Source organism: Paracoccus sp. S-4012 (assembly GCF_009674885.1).
Lineage (GTDB): Bacteria > Pseudomonadota > Alphaproteobacteria > Rhodobacterales > Rhodobacteraceae > Paracoccus.
On the sequence record NZ_WKKA01000001.1, the window covers coordinates 319363 to 334564 of the forward strand.

At 73.4% G+C, this 15202-nt stretch carries 16 protein-coding genes; 3 read left to right on the top strand and 13 right to left on the bottom strand.

Annotation, left to right across the window (positions count from 1 at the left end; all coding sequences use genetic code 11):
- Nucleotides 1-9: 9 nt before the first annotated feature.
- Entirely contained in the window at nt 10-543 is a 534-nt protein-coding gene (locus GI374_RS01570; protein ID WP_154335250.1) for a hypothetical protein, read from the bottom strand.
- 145 nt (nt 544-688) lie between these two features.
- Nucleotides 689-1297 carry a molybdenum cofactor guanylyltransferase MobA gene (gene mobA / locus GI374_RS01575; protein WP_229582439.1) on the bottom strand — a complete coding sequence of 203 codons (609 nt, stop codon included), beginning with the start codon at nt 1295-1297 and terminating at the stop codon, nt 689-691.
- 99 nt (nt 1298-1396) lie between these two features.
- On the opposite strand from mobA, the gene GI374_RS01580 reads away from it, so the two are divergent.
- Together GI374_RS01580 and GI374_RS01585 are read left to right on the top strand one after the other, a co-directional pair.
- The gene (locus tag GI374_RS01580; RefSeq protein WP_154335252.1) at nt 1397-1900 is read left to right on the top strand and encodes a DUF2478 domain-containing protein; all 504 of its coding nucleotides are present in this window, start codon (nt 1397-1399) and stop codon (nt 1898-1900) included.
- Entirely contained in the window at nt 1897-2130 is a 234-nt protein-coding gene (locus tag GI374_RS01585; RefSeq protein ID WP_154335253.1) for a sulfurtransferase TusA family protein, read from the top strand. The genes GI374_RS01580 and GI374_RS01585 overlap by 4 nt, the downstream gene beginning before the upstream one ends.
- A 4-nt stretch (nt 2131-2134) precedes the next feature.
- Here the strand turns inward: GI374_RS01585 and GI374_RS01590 are convergent, their stop codons facing one another.
- Complete coding sequence (locus GI374_RS01590; protein WP_154335254.1) at nt 2135-2971, bottom strand: 2-keto-4-pentenoate hydratase; 837 nt, start codon at nt 2969-2971, stop codon at nt 2135-2137.
- Nucleotides 2972-3074: 103 nt separating this feature from the next.
- On the opposite strand from GI374_RS01590, the gene GI374_RS01595 reads away from it, so the two are divergent.
- The gene (locus tag GI374_RS01595) at nt 3075-4589 is read left to right on the top strand and encodes a DNA polymerase Y family protein (protein ID WP_154335255.1); all 1515 of its coding nucleotides are present in this window, start codon (nt 3075-3077) and stop codon (nt 4587-4589) included.
- Between the two features lie 451 nt (nt 4590-5040).
- On the opposite strand, the gene ftsH is transcribed toward GI374_RS01595, so the two are convergent.
- The 10 genes from ftsH to GI374_RS01645 form a co-directional block, all read right to left on the bottom strand.
- Nucleotides 5041-6939 carry an ATP-dependent zinc metalloprotease FtsH gene (gene ftsH / locus GI374_RS01600; RefSeq protein ID WP_154335256.1) on the bottom strand — a complete coding sequence of 633 codons (1899 nt, stop codon included), beginning with the start codon at nt 6937-6939 and terminating at the stop codon, nt 5041-5043.
- Nucleotides 6940-7021: 82 nt separating this feature from the next.
- Nucleotides 7022-8260 carry a tRNA lysidine(34) synthetase TilS gene (gene tilS / locus GI374_RS01605; protein ID WP_154335257.1) on the bottom strand — a complete coding sequence of 413 codons (1239 nt, stop codon included), beginning with the start codon at nt 8258-8260 and terminating at the stop codon, nt 7022-7024.
- Nucleotides 8244-9137: a tol-pal system protein gene (locus GI374_RS01610; RefSeq protein ID WP_154335258.1), complete on the bottom strand. Its 894-nt coding sequence runs from the start codon at nt 9135-9137 to the stop codon at nt 8244-8246. The genes tilS and GI374_RS01610 overlap by 17 nt, the downstream gene beginning before the upstream one ends.
- Nucleotides 9137-9703 (bottom strand): OmpA family protein, encoded by a 567-nt coding sequence (locus GI374_RS18990; protein ID WP_229582441.1) that lies wholly within the window; start codon nt 9701-9703, stop codon nt 9137-9139. The genes GI374_RS01610 and GI374_RS18990 overlap by 1 nt, the downstream gene beginning before the upstream one ends.
- 17 nt (nt 9704-9720) lie before the next feature.
- Nucleotides 9721-11043: a Tol-Pal system beta propeller repeat protein TolB gene (gene tolB, locus GI374_RS01620; protein WP_154335259.1), complete on the bottom strand. Its 1323-nt coding sequence runs from the start codon at nt 11041-11043 to the stop codon at nt 9721-9723.
- On the bottom strand, nt 11040-12917 hold the full coding sequence (locus GI374_RS01625; RefSeq protein ID WP_154335260.1) for a hypothetical protein: 1878 nt from the start codon (nt 12915-12917) through the stop codon (nt 11040-11042). The genes tolB and GI374_RS01625 overlap by 4 nt, the downstream gene beginning before the upstream one ends.
- A gap of 3 nt (nt 12918-12920) precedes the next feature.
- Entirely contained in the window at nt 12921-13406 is a 486-nt protein-coding gene (locus GI374_RS01630; RefSeq protein WP_154335261.1) for an ExbD/TolR family protein, read from the bottom strand.
- 3 nt (nt 13407-13409) lie between these two features.
- Nucleotides 13410-14105, bottom strand: a complete 696-nt coding sequence (gene tolQ / locus GI374_RS01635) for a protein TolQ (protein WP_154335262.1) — start codon at nt 14103-14105, stop codon at nt 13410-13412.
- A gap of 106 nt (nt 14106-14211) precedes the next feature.
- Nucleotides 14212-14613 (bottom strand): tol-pal system-associated acyl-CoA thioesterase, encoded by a 402-nt coding sequence (gene ybgC / locus GI374_RS01640; protein ID WP_154335263.1) that lies wholly within the window; start codon nt 14611-14613, stop codon nt 14212-14214.
- Nucleotides 14610-15167 (bottom strand): hypothetical protein, encoded by a 558-nt coding sequence (locus GI374_RS01645; protein ID WP_154335264.1) that lies wholly within the window; start codon nt 15165-15167, stop codon nt 14610-14612. The genes ybgC and GI374_RS01645 overlap by 4 nt, the downstream gene beginning before the upstream one ends.
- Nucleotides 15168-15202 lie beyond the last annotated feature (35 nt).

Sequence of the window (15202 nt, forward strand, 5' to 3'; positions counted from 1 at the left end):
CGCGTCGGATCAGTTGGTGGTCGCGGGCGCGGTCGTATCGGTGGCCGGCGCCGTGTCGGTCGTCGTCGCCGCCGCATCGTCGGTAGCGGCCGCATCCGTCGAGGCCGTGCCGTCCAGCGGCACCGTGGTCACGGTCGTGTTCGTGTCCGCATCGGCCGCCGTATCGGTGGCGGCATCGGTCGCGGCCGCGCCGCCGGCTGCGGTATCCGTCACCGGCACGGTGGTGGTTTCCGTGGTGGTGTCGGTCGTCGCGCTGTCCGTGTCGGTCGTGGTGACGGCGGTCGCGGGCGCTTCGGCGGTCGCGGGCTCGGTCGTGGTGGTCGTCGTCACGGCCGCGGGCTCGGTGGTGGTCACTACGGTGTCGTCGCCGCTCGGCCTCAGCAGCCACCAAGCGAGCGCGGCCGCCACCAGCAGCGCGAGAATGATCCACAGCAGCGAACCTCCGCCGGTCCTCTCGGCGGCGGCACCGACCGGACGCTCGGTCACGACGGTGCGGTTCGTGGTGGTCGTGGTGTTGTGGGGATCGGGGTTGCGATCGGACATGCGTCAGTTCCCTCTAGGATAAGCGTTACCTGCCTGCCGCAGGCCGAACCAGTGTGGGGTGCCAACGCCGGGCTTTCGCGCCGGTTCCAAAGGGCTGCGATCTGGCGGCGAAATCCTGCAAGCCAGCGGAAATCAGGCAAAAATGTCACAACCCTGCCGCGAGCCTGCGCTCTGCCAGGGCGAGGTCCGCGAGAGTGTTCACGTTGAAGAAGGGCTCGTCGCCCGGAAAGGCGACCTCGACGAGGCCGCCCGCCTCGGCCACCTCGCCCACCCGCCGCCGCCCCGCGGCGAGCGCCTCGCGCAGCCTCGGGCGCATGGTCACGGCCCACCAGGCGAAAGTCGGATGGCGGCGGACGCCGTCGGGCGTGGCGCCAGTGGCCAGGGCCACCGGGACGCGCGCCTCGGCCGCCGCGGCGGCAAGGCGGACGGCGCAGTCGCGCGGGAAGAATGGCGTGTCGGCGGCGGCGGTGACGATCCCGTCCGCGCCCTGCGCGGCGGCCCAGTCAAGACCCGCGAGCACGCCTGCGAGCGGCCCCGGATGGCCGGGCAGCGTATCGGGCAGGACCGGCAGACCGAAGCTGGCGAAGCGCGCCGGATCGCCATTGGCGCTGATCGCCCGCGCGCAGCCAAGCCGCTCGATCACATGCCCGATCAGCGGCCGACCGCCGAGCAGGGCCAGGGGCTTGTCGATCCCGCCCATGCGCCGGCCGAGACCGCCGGCCAGCACGATGCCGATCAGGGGAGAGGGGCTCATGATGGCCATCAAAGCCCCGTCGCGGCGGTGCGGCAAGGGCGCATGTTGCGCGGCGCGGCGGTCGCCTTATGCTTCACGCTTCGAGGCGAGGGACAGGCGATGCTCGGATACATCCTGCGGCCGGAAGGGGCTCAGAGCGCGGCGGTGGACCAGCTGCTCGATGCGCTCGCGCAGGCGCTCGGGGCGGAGGGCGTGGCCCTCGGCGGCGGGGTGCAATCGGCTGGCCAGGGCCCCGGCTGCCGGGCCGAGATGCGGTTGCGCCTGCTCGGCTCGGGCGAGGAGCGGGTGATCTCGCAGCCGCTCGGCAGCGGCGCTGAGGGCTGCCGCCTCGATTCGGGCGCGCTCGAACTGGCCGTCGAGGCGATGTCGCGGCGGCTGCCCGCGGCGCGGCTGGTGATCCTCAACAAGTTCGGCAAGCAGGAGGCCGCCGGACGGGGCGTGCGCCCGCTGGTCGCCCATGCGATGGTGTTGGGGCTGCCGGTCCTCCTCTCCGTCTCGCCTGAGGTGTTGGACGAGTTCCGCAGCTTCGCGGGCGGCCTCGCCGAAGCCGTGGCGCCCGAGGGCGCCGAGGCCTGGTGCCGCGGGGCCATGGCCGCCGCATGAGCGACGCCACCGAGATCGACGCCCGCGGCCTCCTCTGCCCGCTGCCGGTATTGCGCCTGCGCAAGCGCCTGCTGGCCCTGCCCGCAGGCGCCGAGGCGGTCCTGCTGGCGACCGACGCCGCCGCTGCCCTCGACGTGCCGCATTTCTGCGGCCAGGCGGGCCACGACTATCTCGGCGCCGAACCCCGCGATGACGGCGCTACGGCCTATCGCGTCCGCCGCGGCGGCTGACGCGTCACTCCACCAGCGTCGCCGTCACCTTCATCGTCTGCCCGCCCACCTCGTAATCCGCCTCCAGCTCCACCCCCGGCGCGGCGGGCGTCAGCGGGCTGAGCGAGCCGAGCGAGATCAGGTCGCCGGCCTTCAGCGCCGCGCCGTCCTCGACCAGCCACAGCACCACGTCCAGCGGATGCCCCAGCAGCATCTCGCCGGTCCCCTGCGCCACTTCAGCACCGTTCGAGTCCAGCTTGACGGTCAGCGCGGCGAGGTCGGCCACCGGATCGGCGAGATCGGCGATCTTGACGCCCGCGCCCATCACCCCGCGCCACGGCGTGACGCCATAGGCGGTCATCAGCGCGCCCGTGGGCGCCACGCCCTCGACGAAGGCGAGGTCCGGCAACTCGATGAAGGGCCGCACCTCCTCCAGCGCGGCCGCCGCAGCCTCCCGCGTCGTGGCGGCGGCGAGGGCGTCGGGGTCGGCCACGGTGACGATCAGATCGGCCTCGTAGAAGGGCGTCCGCGTGCCGGTCAGGCTGACGCTCGCCCCGTCCTCGAGGATCATCGGCGCGAAGAGAGCGCCGGCGACCGGGCCGGGCACGCCGAATCGCTCCTGCGCGGGTTTCGAGGTGAAGCCGACCTTCCAGCCGACCGGTTCCCCGAACTCGGCCTCGAGAGCGGCGCGCCAGCCGTCATAGGCGCAGCGCGCCTCCTCGGGCGAGGCGAGCTCGAGGTCGGGGATGGTGCCGCCTGCCGCCCATGCGCGGGCATGCTCGGCCATTTCGGCCGGGGGCGGGCAGGCGGCGAAGGCGGGGGCGGCGGTGATGAGGGCGAGAATCGTGGTTCGGATGAGCATGGCGAGGTCCTCCCGCGGATCAGGATGAAGCCACGCCCTGCGTGCGGCAAGCGCCGCGTGAGGGCTGGACTCGGGCAGGCTACGGCAGAAACATTAAGGGAACATGCACACCCGAGTCGCCCGCCGAATCGTCGCCGTCTGGCTGCCCCGTCTCGCGGTCGAGACGGCCGCCCGGCATGTGCCCGAGGCCTCGCTGCGCCCCTTCGCGCTCGTCACCCGCAGCGGCAGCGCCGACCGGCTGGCGGGCGTGACCCTGCTTGCCGCGAAGGCCGGGCTTCGGGCGGGGATGAACCTCGCCGATGCCCGCGCGCTGCAGCCGGAACTGGCGACGCGGCCGCACGATCCCGAGGCCGAGGCCCGGGCGCTGACCGCGCTCACCCGCTGGGCCGGGCGCTTCAGCCCTTGGGTCGGGCGCGAGGCGGACGGGCTGGCCCTCGACCTCACCGGCAGCGCGCATCTCTTCGGCGGCGAGGTGGCGGCGATGGAGCGGATCGGCCTCGGCCTCGCCCGCGCCGGCCTCACCGCGCGGCTGGCCGCGGCGCCCACCCGCGGCGCGGCCCATGCGCTTGCGCGATTCGGCCCGCCCGGCGCCTCCGTGGACGACCTGGCAGACCTGCCCGCGGCCCTCGGCCCCTTGCCGCCCGCCGCCCTGCGCCTCGCGCCCGAGACCTGCGAGCGCCTCGCGCGGCTCGGCCTCGACCGCATCGCGCAACTGCTGGAGATGCCGCGCGGCCCGCTCGCCCGGCGCATGGGGCCGGAGCTGATACTGCGGCTCGACCAGGCCCTCGGCGCGGTGCCCGAGCCGGTGACGCCCGAGGCGCTGCCGCCGGTCTTCGCCGCGCGGCTGACGCTGCCGGAGCCGATCGGGCTTCTCGCGGACCTCGCCGCGGGCCTCGAGCGGCTCCTCGCGCGGCTTTGCGAGCGGCTCGAGGCGGCCGAGCGTGGGGCGCTGACGCTGGTTCTGGAGGCGCGGCGGGTGGACGGCTCGCCCGAGCGGGCCGCGATCCGGCTGGCGCGACCGATGCGCGATCCGGCGGCGCTCGCGCGGCTGATGGCGCCGAAGCTGGACGGCATCGAGGCCGGCTTCGGCATCGACGCGCTGCGGCTCTCGGCCCCCCAGACGGGGGCGCTGAGGGCGGTGCAGGCAGAGGCGGCGGGCGAGGCGGCAAAAGGGGAGGCGCTCGCCGATCTCGTCAGCCGCCTCGGCAACCGGCTGGGTTTCGAGGCAGTCACGGCCTTCCGCCCGGCGGCGAGCCATCTGCCCGACCGCAGCTTCCAGATCGTCGAGGCCCGCTTCGCCCCGCCGCCCGAGCCCTGGCACCTGCCCGCACCCCGCCCCCTGCGCCTCTTCCCGCCCGAGCCGGTGCTGGAACCCGACACTGCGCGCCAGCCCACGGAGCCGCCGGTTCCAGCGCGGTTCCGCTGGCGGCGGATGGTGTTCAGCACCGTCGCCGCCTCCGGCCCGGAGCGGATCGCCCCCGAGTGGTGGTTCGACCTTCCGGTCTGGCGGACGGGGCCGCGCGACTATTGGCGCGTGGTGACGGAAGAGGGACGGATGCTGTGGCTCTACCGCGCTTTGGGAGAGCCGGGATGGTGGGCGGAGGGGGAGTTCGGGTGAGGGGGGCGGCACACCGAGCGCATGGCCTTGCGGCTGCGTCCCGCCTGTCAGCCCAAGCAGACCGATCTGTCCGGGATCAAGCGGGATTGCACCCCGTGCTCAATCCCTCGCGCTGAACACCACGCAGCACGAAGCCAGTGATTCCGTGTCGCCCGTCACTCTCTACCGTGACCCCGGCGCCACTCAGCAAGACTCCGCCGGCCGGGCAAATGGAACTTGCACTTCCTGCTCCCCGTTCTCCGGTCGAACGAAACTCGGGCGGCACCCCAACGACCGCTCCGCGAAGGAACCAGTCAGGGGCCCTGCGAGCGTCATCATCAACCTGGGCTTCGGCCTCGGGCTAGCCCTCGGATCGGCGCTGCTGCTCGTCTTGTAAGCCGCCAGTCCTGAGACGGATCAACGAAAACCCCCGGTCCTGCGACCGGGGTTTTTCGTTGTCCGGGGCGAAGCGTCACGCCTGCGGCTGCGGCGACGGCCCGGCCGCGGGGCGCACCGGCGGCACGCGCGCGGTCGAGGACACTGCCGGGATCGAACTCGACGGTGTGTCGTCGTCGCCGCCGAGCTGCTCGCCGCGGATCACGCGGCCGATCTCCTCGCCGGTGAGGGTCTCGTACTCCAGCAGACCCTGCGCCAGCCGCTCGAACTCCTCCGAGCGTTCCAGCAGAATCCTGCGGGCGATCTCGTAGCCCTCGTCGATCAGGTCCTTGACCTCCTGCTCGATCAACTCCTTGGTCGCGGCGCTGACCGAGAAGCCGCCGGTGTTGCCGGAATAGCCCTCATGCGCCTCGGCGTAGTCCACCGCGCCGACCTTGTCGGACATCCCCCACCGCATGACCATGGCGCGGGCAAGCGCCGAAGCCTGCTGGATGTCGCCGGCCGGGCCGTTCGAGACGCCTTCCTCGCCATATTTGATGATCTCGGCCGCCTTGCCGGCCATCGTCATGGCGATCTTCTGCTTCACCTCGTCCTTGTGGTAGTTCAGCCGGTCCATCTCGGGCAGGCTGACGACCATGCCGAGGGCGGAGCCGCGCGGGATGATCGTCGCCTTGTAGACCGGATCGCACTTCGGCAGTGACAACCCGACGACGGCGTGGCCGGCCTCGTGATAGGCGGTCTTTTCCTTCTGGTCGGGCGTCAGGACCATGCTGCGGCGCTCGACCCCCAGCATGACCTTGTCCTTGGCGTTCTCGAAATCCTCCATCGTCACGAACCGCCGGCCCACGCGCGCGGCCGTCAGCGCGGCCTCGTTCACGAGGTTCATCAGGTCCGCGCCCGAGAAGCCGGGCGTGCCGCGGGCGATGATGCGCAGGTCCACGTCGGGACCTTGGGGCACCTTGCGGGCGTGGACGTTGAGGATCTTCTCGCGGCCCTTGATGTCGGGGTTCGGGACGTGGATCTGGCGGTCGAAGCGGCCGGGGCGCAGCAGTGCCGGGTCCAGCACGTCCTTGCGGTTGGTGGCGGCGATGATGATGACGCCCTCGTTGGCGTCGAAGCCGTCCATCTCGACCAGCAGCTGGTTCAGGGTCTGCTCGCGCTCGTCATTGCCGCCGCCGATGCCTACGCCGCGGGCGCGGCCGACCGCGTCGATCTCGTCGATGAAGACGATGCAGGGCGCGGATTTCTTCGCCTGCTCGAACATGTCGCGCACGCGGCTTGCGCCGACGCCCACGAACATCTCCACGAAGTCCGAGCCCGAGATGGTGAAGAACGGCACCCCCGCCTCGCCCGCAATCGCGCGCGCCAGCAGCGTTTTACCCGTGCCCGGAGGGCCGACCAGCAGCGCGCCCTTGGGGATCTTGCCGCCGAGGCGCGAGAACTTCTGCGGGTTGCGGAGGAATTCGACGATCTCCTCCAACTCCTCCTTGGCCTCGTCGATGCCGGCCACGTCGTCGAAGGTGACGCGTCCATGCTTCTCGGTCAGCAGCTTTGCGCGCGATTTTCCGAAGCCCATCGCGCCGCCGCGGCCGCCGCCCTGCATGCGGTTCATGAAGAAGATCCAGACGCCGATCAGCAGGATGAAGGGCAGCCAGACGCCGAGCAGCGACAGGAAGCCCGAGGTCTGCTGGCGCTCGACCCGGACCTCGACATCGTTCTGGATCAGCCGGTCGGCGATGTCCTCGCCTTGCGGCCGGATGGTCACATACTGCTGACCGTCGGTCGCCTGGATATAGACCTGCTCGCCGTCGATGGTGGCGGTCTCGACCTGGTTGTTCTCTACCCGCGAGATGAAGTCCGAATAGCTGATCTGGCGGCTGTTCATCTGCCCCTGTCCGTCGCTGAACAGGTTGAAGAGCGCCAGCACCATCAGGAACAGGACGACCCAGAAGGCGATGTTGCGCGCGTTGCCCAAGGGCGGTTCCTCCGAAGGAAGGGGATTGGTGCGAAGATAGGGCTTTCGGGGCGGGGTTCAATGCGACGGAACGGGCCGACGGTCAAGAACCGCCGAGATGGCGGAGGAAGTCGGGGAGTGCGCGGGCGGCGGTGAGGCGGATGCCGTGCGGCGGAACGGGCAGCAGCGGGGCGATGAGTTGCCCGCCGCGCCAGAGGCCGGGGGAGCACTCGGCGGCGGCGCGCGACATTTTCAGGACGCGGCGGTCGAGAGCAGGGGCCGCGGGGCCGAGCGCGCGAATCTCGGTGCCGGGGGGCAGGCCGGAGATGATCCAGCGGCGGTCCCAGACGCCGTCTGCCGTCAGCGGCGGCGCCTTGACGGCGGCGGCGGGTTCGCGCTCCACCCGGAGCGTCGTCGAGGTGAGGCGCAGCAGCGCGCCGCCGGCAGCAGCGCCGCGGCCGCTAGCCAGTGCAGCGAGCGTGGCGGCAAGGGCATCGCGGCGCGGCGGATAGTCCTCGCCGGTGACGCAATGCAGCGCCGCCTTCAGCAGCAGCCGCCGCAACTCGGGATGCGCGGCCTCGAAGGCGACGCGCGGCAGATGCAGCGAGCCGTGGTGCCAACGGGCACCCTGGGCCGCCGCAACGGCAACCGCGCCAAGCGCCTCCCGCGCGGCCCGCAGATGCGACGCGCTCTCGGCCAGCCGCGCCGGATCGAGGCCGAGCGCCGCAATCGCCTGCCGCGCCCGCGTCCGTTCCTGCGAGGGATCGTCGTTGGTCGGGTCGTCGGCCCAGCCGATCCCGCGCGCCGAAAGCCAGCCGCGCAACTCGGCCCGGCCCAGCCCCAGCATCGGCCGCAACCAGACCATCCCCTCGGCTTCGCGGCGCTCCGCCATCGCCGAAAGCCCGTCCAGCCCCGCGCCGCGACCCAGCCGCATCAGCAGCGTCTCACCCAGATCGTCGCGGGTGTGGCCGAGAAGGACCGCGCCCAGTCCCTCGTCCCGCGCCCATGCGCCGAGCAGCCGCAGCCGCGCAGCGCGGGCGGTCGCGGGCAGGTTGCCGCCCTCGTGAGGATGCTGCCAGGGCAGCGTCTGGTGGGCGATGCCCAGAGCCGCGGCCGCCGCCCCGGCCTGCGCGGCTTCTGCCCCCGATTCCGGCCTCAGCCGATGATCCACCGTCGCCGCGGCAAGGCGAATCCTCCGCCCCTGCGCCCACGCGGCCGTGAAATGCAGCAGCGCCGTCGAATCGCCGCCGCCCGAGAGCGCCACCCCCAACGCCGCCTGATCCCCGGCCAGCCGGTCGAGCGCCGCGAGGGCCCGTGCCTCGGGGTCAGCCGCCCCCGGCATCGTCCGGGACCGCGCCGCCCTCGCAGCCCAGGGCCGCCGCCCGATTCTCCGCCTCGGTTGCGGAGGGCGAACCGGCATAGCGCAAGCCGACCTCCGCGAGGAAGGTGCAGGCCTCGGCCTGGCGCCCGCCCGCCGCGATCACCCCGGCGACCCCGATCAGCGCCGGTGCCGCGCGCGGCCCCTCCGGGGCGGCGGTGTAGGCGGCGAGCCAGGCCTTCCCCGCGCCGGTGCCGTCGCCCGCCGCGGCGAGCGCCTCGCCCTGCAGATAGAGGGCCTCGGGGACCAGCGGACTCTGCGGATGGGCCGTCGCGAAAGCCGCGAACTGCGCCGCCGCGCCTGCCGGATCGGCGGTGTTCATCGCCTCGACCGCGCGGCTGAAATCGGCCTGCTCGGCCGGGTTCTGCGCCGGGGCGGCGGCCGGCACGGGCGCGGGCATCGCCAGCACCTCCATCCCCGAGCCGCCCTGCATCTGCGCCGTGGTCAGCGCGCCGAGGTCGCAACCGGGGTCGATCTCGCAGAGCCGGAACTCGATATCGCCCGCGCGGTTCGTGGCCTCCGCCAACGCGGTCTCGACGCGCTGCCCGAGCCGCTCGACCTCGCCCGTGAGGCGGGCGATTTCCGCCTCCATGGCGTCCATCCGCTCGATCGCGCCGGGCCCACCGGCGATCTCGTAGCCCTGCGGGCCGGCGGCCACCATCTCGGCCCGCAACGCCGTCACCGCCTGGCTCATGGCCGCTAGGTCGGCGCGAATCTGCGCCAGGGTTTCGGGCGCGACCGCCCCGGCCGGCGGCGCGTCGAGCGCGATATCCAGCCCCTGCGCCGGCGCCGCGCCCGTCATCGCCGCCAGCAGCGGCAGCGCGAGGGCAAGCGCGCGCATCAGACCCCGGCGCCGGCCGGCGAGACCACCGTCACCGCGCGACGGTTGCGCTCGAAGCAGGCCTCGTCGGTGCAGGCCTCCAGGGGCCGCTCGTTGCCGTAGCTCACCGTCGAGATGCGGCCCGGATCGATCCCGCGCGCGACCAGATGCTGCTGCACCGAGGCCGCCCGCCGCGCGCCGAGGGCGAGGTTGTGCTCGCGCGTGCCCTGCTCGTCGGCATGGCCCTCGATGACGGCGCGGAAGTCGCGGTGGCGGGTCAGCCACTCGGCCTGCCGGGCGACGATCAACTGTGCCTCGGCGGTGAGGACGACCTGATCGGCCGGGAAGGTCACGGTATCGCCGGCCATCGCGGCGAAGGCCTGCGGCGTCGGTGTGCCCGGCAGCACCGCCTGCGTTGCGCCCACGGTCACGTCGCCCGCATAGCGCGCCCCGCCGCCGGGCAGGTCCACATAGGGATCGACCACAAGGCTCCCCGGCGTCGCTTGCGGCGCATCGGTGCAGCCCGCCGCCAGCAGCAGTCCGGCCGTGGCGCAGGCCCCCATCAGCATTGCCGGCAGCCGAGCCATTCCGACGCTCCTTCCCCTCACGGCAGCAGTGGTCCCCAGTCCGGGTCCGAGGCCGCCGCCTTCAGCTCGACAGGTCGCATGTCGCGCCCGGCGATGTCCACCGCATGGAGGCGCGCGCGCCCGTTTTCGGCCCGCTCCTGTCGCGTGAAGACCACGACGCGGCCGTTCGGCGACCAGCTCGGCCCCTCGTCATGCGGCCCCTCGGTCAGCAGCCGCTCGCCGGAGCCGTCGGGGCGCATGACGCCGATCATGAAGCGGTCGCCGACTCTGCGTGTGAAGGCGATCAAATCGCCCGTGGACGACCATGCGGGGGTTGAATAGCGCCCCTCGCCGAAGCTGATCCGCTGCGCCTCGCCGCCGCCGTCCAGCTGCATCAGGTAGAGCTGCTGCGCGCCCGAGCGGTCGCTCTCGAACACCATCGCGCTGCTGTCGGGCGCGAGGCCGGGCGCGGTGTCGATCCCCGCGCCGGTCACGAGCGCGCGGGCGAGGCTGCCGGTGGCGTCGGTCTGCCAGATATCGGTGTCGCCGTCGCGCGAGCGGGAATGGACGAGCCAGCGGCCGTCGCGCGAGGGGCGCGGCGCGAAGGCCATGACGCCCGGCTCGGAGGGCAGCAGCCGCGGCGGGCCGCCGTCGAGCGCGATCTCCGCCAGCCGCGGCGCGCCGCCCGCGAAGCTGACGAAGACGATGCGCCGGCCATCGGCCGAGAAGCGCGGCGACAGGACCAGTTCCGCCCCGTCGGTCAGGTAGCGGACGTTCTCGCCGTCCTGGTCCATCACCGCGAGGCGCTTGATACGGGCGGTGCGCGGGCCGCTCTCGGCCACGAAGGCAATGCGGCTGTCGAAATAGGGGTCCTCGCCGGTCAGGCGGGAATAGACCCGGTCGGCCAGCTTGTGGCCAAGCCGCCGCCAGCCCTCGGGCGGACCGTCGAAGCTCAGCCCGTCGCCGAGCGGGCGAGCGGCGAAGATGTCGTAGAGGCGGAAGCTGACATGCAGCTTGCCCGCGTCCATGCGCGCCGCGCCGAGGACCAGCGCCTGCGCGTCGGCCGCGCGCCACTCCTGCCACGCGGGCGCCGCATCGATGCCCTGCCCCTGTGCGGGCATGGTCCCGGTCGCGATCTCGCGGAAGAGGCCGGTCCCGGTCAGGTCGCGCGCCACGAGGTCGCGCAGGGCCCGGGTCTGTTCCGCCGCGCCGCCCTCGTCGAGGAAGGGCGGGATGGCGATGGTCATGGGCTCGCTCACGCCCTCGGTGATCTCGATTCGCAGCGGCTGCGCGGCGGCTGGCCGGGCCAGCAGCGGCAGGGTCGCGCCGAGGGCGAGGAGGCTGCGGCGGGAGAGGGTCATTGCAGTTCCAGCAGCCCCTCGGGGTGGAAGTTCATGACCACGTCGCTCCAGCGGTCCCAGCGGTCACGGGGCAGCGGATAACCGGTCTCCCCCGCACAGCGCATCACCGCGCGGCGGCCGGCGTCGAAGGCCTGCTCGGCCACCTCGGCGGAGACCGGCAGCCCATCCGCCCCGATCGCCGCCTCAAGCATGATCGAATCGTAGATCGGTTGCGCCGCGGGCGTCATGGCAAGCCGCATCGTGACGGTCGTGCCGCGCGCTTCCATCGACAGCGGCCGCAGGTTCCAGCAGGGCGCGACCTGATCGCGGAACGCGGCGATCTCCGCCGCCGAGAGGCCCGGCCCGGAGCCTGTCCCGTCCCGGTTGCCGCCGCCCTCGCCGGTAGTGATGGTCAACGCCTGCACGAGTGCTTCGGCCAGCGGGTCGCCGCCCGGCGTCGGGTCGTCGCTGCTGGCATCGGCGGGCATGGGGCCTTCGGCCATCTCGCCCTCGGGCGGCAGCGCGTCGGGGTCCGTGGCCAGCGCCTCGGCCAGCGCCTCGGCCAGCTCGTCCGCCTCGCCGACCGGCGTGATGCCGGGGTCGAGCGGGGTGACGCTCTGCGTCGGGTCGATGATCGGGCTTTCGAAGGTCGGATCGAGCGGATTGGAGAAGGGATCGGGCGTCGGCGACGGGTCGGCAGGCACCGCCCCGGCGAGCGCGTCGGCCAGGGGATCCGCCTGAGCGAGCCGCTCGGCCTCGGCCGCGGCGGCGGCGAGCGCGCGCTCTTCCGCGGCGGCGGCTTCGGCGGCGGCGCGCTCCTCGGTCTCGGCCTGAAGGGCGCGGGCCAGTTCCTCGGCCTCGCGCTGCCGCTGCTCCTCCTCGAGGCGGGCCAGTTCCGCCTGCCGCTGCGCCTCGGCTTCGGCTGCCGCACGGGCGGCTTCGGCCTGCCGCGCTTCGGCCTCGGCAGCGACGCGGGCTGCTTGCGCTTCGGCCTGCCGTTGCGCCTCGGCTTCCGCCGCGACCCGCGCGGCTTCGGCCTCCGCCCGACGCTGCGCTTCGGCTTCTGCGGCCAGCCGCGCCGCCTCCGCGTCTGCCCGCCGCTCGGCCTCGGCCTCGAGCTGCTCGGCTTCCGCCTGCCGCTCGGCTGCAGCCGTTGCGGCAAGGCGGGCCGCTTCGGCGTCCTGCGCCGCCTGCCGTTCGGCGGCGAGCCGCGCGACCTCCGCCGCCTCGGCCTCGGCCGCGATACGAGCCGCCTCGGCCTCCGCGATCCGGGCCTGCTCCGCCGCCGCGGCCTGCGCGAGCGCCGCCTGGGCCTCCGCCCGCGGGCGCGGCGGGGCGGAGGTCTGAATCGCCGGAGCCGCGGGCGCGGCGTCCGGGGCGGCGGGTGCCGGGGCGAGGGCGCCTGGAAGCGATGGGGCCGGGCTGATCGCGGTCGTTTCGGCGGCCGGGGCCGAGGGCGCCTCGGGCGGCGCATCGGCCTCGGCAACGCCGGGCAGCGAGCCGGGCGATACGCTCGCCACCGCCACCGGTGGCTGGACGCGGTTGAAGTCGCTGAGGTCCGGGGCGCTCTCGGGCGGGGGCGTGCCGGCGGAAGGGGGCGGCGCGACCGGCTCCGGCGGCGTGTCGGCCTCGGGCGCGCTCGCCCCGCCACCACCGGCAGCGGGCGTGGCGGGCTGCGAGGGCGACGCGTCGCCGCCGGGTGCCACCGGCCCGGCGCCGCGGGCGGCGGCGGCGATGGTCTGGAACTCGGCCTCGGTCATGGTCGAGACCTCGGCCGCGCGCAGCGCCTCGCCCGGCTGCGGCCGGAACAGCGCGCCGCCCAGGATCGCCCAGAGCAGCACGGCCAGATGCACGCTGCCCGACACCCAGGCGCCGGTGCGCCGCGCGCGGTCCATGGCTCAGCCGCCTCCCGGCGGCGCTGTGGTCGCGGGAACCGGAGCGCCGCCCATGTCGGGGCCGCCGCCCTCCGTCACCAGAACGAGATCGTTGATCCCGGCGGCGTTCAGCGCCCCCATGACCTGCATCACCCGGCCATAGGGCAGCCCCGCGTCGGCGCGCAGGAACACGCGCTGCGACTGCCGTTCGGTCAGCAGCGCCTGCAGGCTGGGGATCAGCTGAGCCTCGGCCACCTCGCTCTCCATCAGCACGAGCGGTCCCTCGCGGGTGATCGACAGCGTCACCGGCTCCTGCGGCTCGCCCGGGACGGCCTGCGCGGCGGTCTGAGGCAGTTCCAGCGGCACGCCCACGGTCAGCAGCGGTGCTGCGACCATGAAGATGATGAGCAGCACCAGCATCACATCCACGAAGGGCGTGACGTTGATCTCGGCCATGGGCCGGTTGTGGCGCTTGCGGCGCATCGGCTTGCGGGGGGCGGCGCTGTCCATGCCTCAGTCCCCCTCGAGCTGCCGCGACAGGAGCGTGGCGAACTCGTCGGCAAATCCCTCGTAGCCGCCGGCGATGCGGTCGGCGTCGGCGGCGAGCTTGTTGTAGAAGATCACCGCCGGAATCGCGGCCAGAAGCCCGAGCGCGGTCGCCAGCAGCGCCTCGGCGATGCCGGGCGCGACGACGGCCAGCGAGGTGTTCTGGCTGATGGCGATGCCCTCGAAGGCGGTCTTGATGCCCCAGACAGTGCCGAAGAGGCCGATGAAGGGCGCGGTCGCGCCGACCGTGGCGAGCAGCGTGAGGCCGCGGGTCAGCCGGTCCTCCTCGCGGTTGACGACGATCCGCATGGCGCGGTCGATGCGGGCGCGGGCGCCCGCGATCACGCCGCCGTCGTCGCGGTGGCTGCGCCGCCACTCGCCCATGCCGGCGGCGAAGACGCGCTCGGCCGCGCCTGCGGGGCGGTCACCGATGCGGTCGTAGAGGTCGTCGAGCGGCTGGCCCGACCAGAAGGCGCGGTCGAAGCGGGCCGCGTCACGGCGGGCGGCGGCGAAGACGATCAGCTTCTGGATGATGACCGCCCAGGCCCAGAACGACGCCAGCACCAGCACCACCATAGTGATCTGCACCGTCAGCGACGAGCGCAGGAACAGGCCCACGAGTGTGAAGTCGAGCGGCTGGCCGTTGGCGGCGAGGGTTTCCATGTCAGTGCCTCAAATCCGTTTCATGCCGCAGTTCCGCGGGCTTGTAGCAAGAAGCGCGTCGCGGGGTCAGGCGCAAGGCCAACACAATGCCGTGCGGCCCGGCCCGTCAGCCGTCCCTTGCCGGGTTCGGGAGGGAGGCCAGCCCCGCAGGCAGCCGCACCGGCCGCCCTGCCGGGCCGAGCGCGACGACGGTGACGGCGGCGCGGAACAGCAACGCTTCGCCGCGCCGCACCTGCTGGTCGAGGGTCAGCCGCGCGGGAGTGGCGGCGGCGAGCGTGGTCTCGGCGGTAAGCAGGTCGTCGAAGCGGGCCGGGGCGAGGTAGTCGGCCTCGATCCGACGCACGGCGAAGACGGTGCCCGCCTCCTTCATCGCCGCCTGGTCGAAGCCCATCTCGCGCAGCCATTCCGAGCGCGCCCGCTCGATGAAGCGCAGGTAGTTGGCGTAATAGACGATCCCGGCGAGGTCGGTGTCCTCGTAATAGACCCGGATGGGCCAGCGATGCGTCATGCAAGCCTCGCGCCGAGGCGCAGCGCATGCGAGGCGTCGGTGGCCACGGCGGGCAGGACCGGGTCATAGGCGGCGCGGATGAGCGCGGCGAGGTCGGGCGAGGGCGTGACCTCGCGAGCGAATGTGAGCAGCGCGTTGACGGCGAGGGATTCGGCGAGTGCCGCGGGATGCTCGTCGGTGACGCGCACGAAGGTCAGGCAGGCGCGGATGGCGCCCTCGGCGTCGAAGCGGAACAGGCGGTAGCGCGCGACGCCCTCGGCCGCGAGGCGCGCGGGCAGGTCGGGGAAGCCGGTGAGCTGGTCGAGGTCGGGGAAGCCCTCGAGCTCGGCCCAGTCGCGCAGGAAGAAGCCCATGAGGTTCGCGCCGGTCTCGGGGTCGGTCTCGGCCATCGGGATGCGCGCGTCGGCAAGGACGGCGGGGATCGCGGACTGGAACACGGCGAGGGAGTCGTCGGCCAGCCCGAACATCACCGGGACGATGGGCCGCGCCCAGCGGGAGCAGAGGAAGCGGTCGTCGCGGGTGAAGAGGGCGGCGATGTCGTCGGAGGTGAGCATGGGGCGGGGGCATAGGCGCGCGCGGCCCGGCCGTA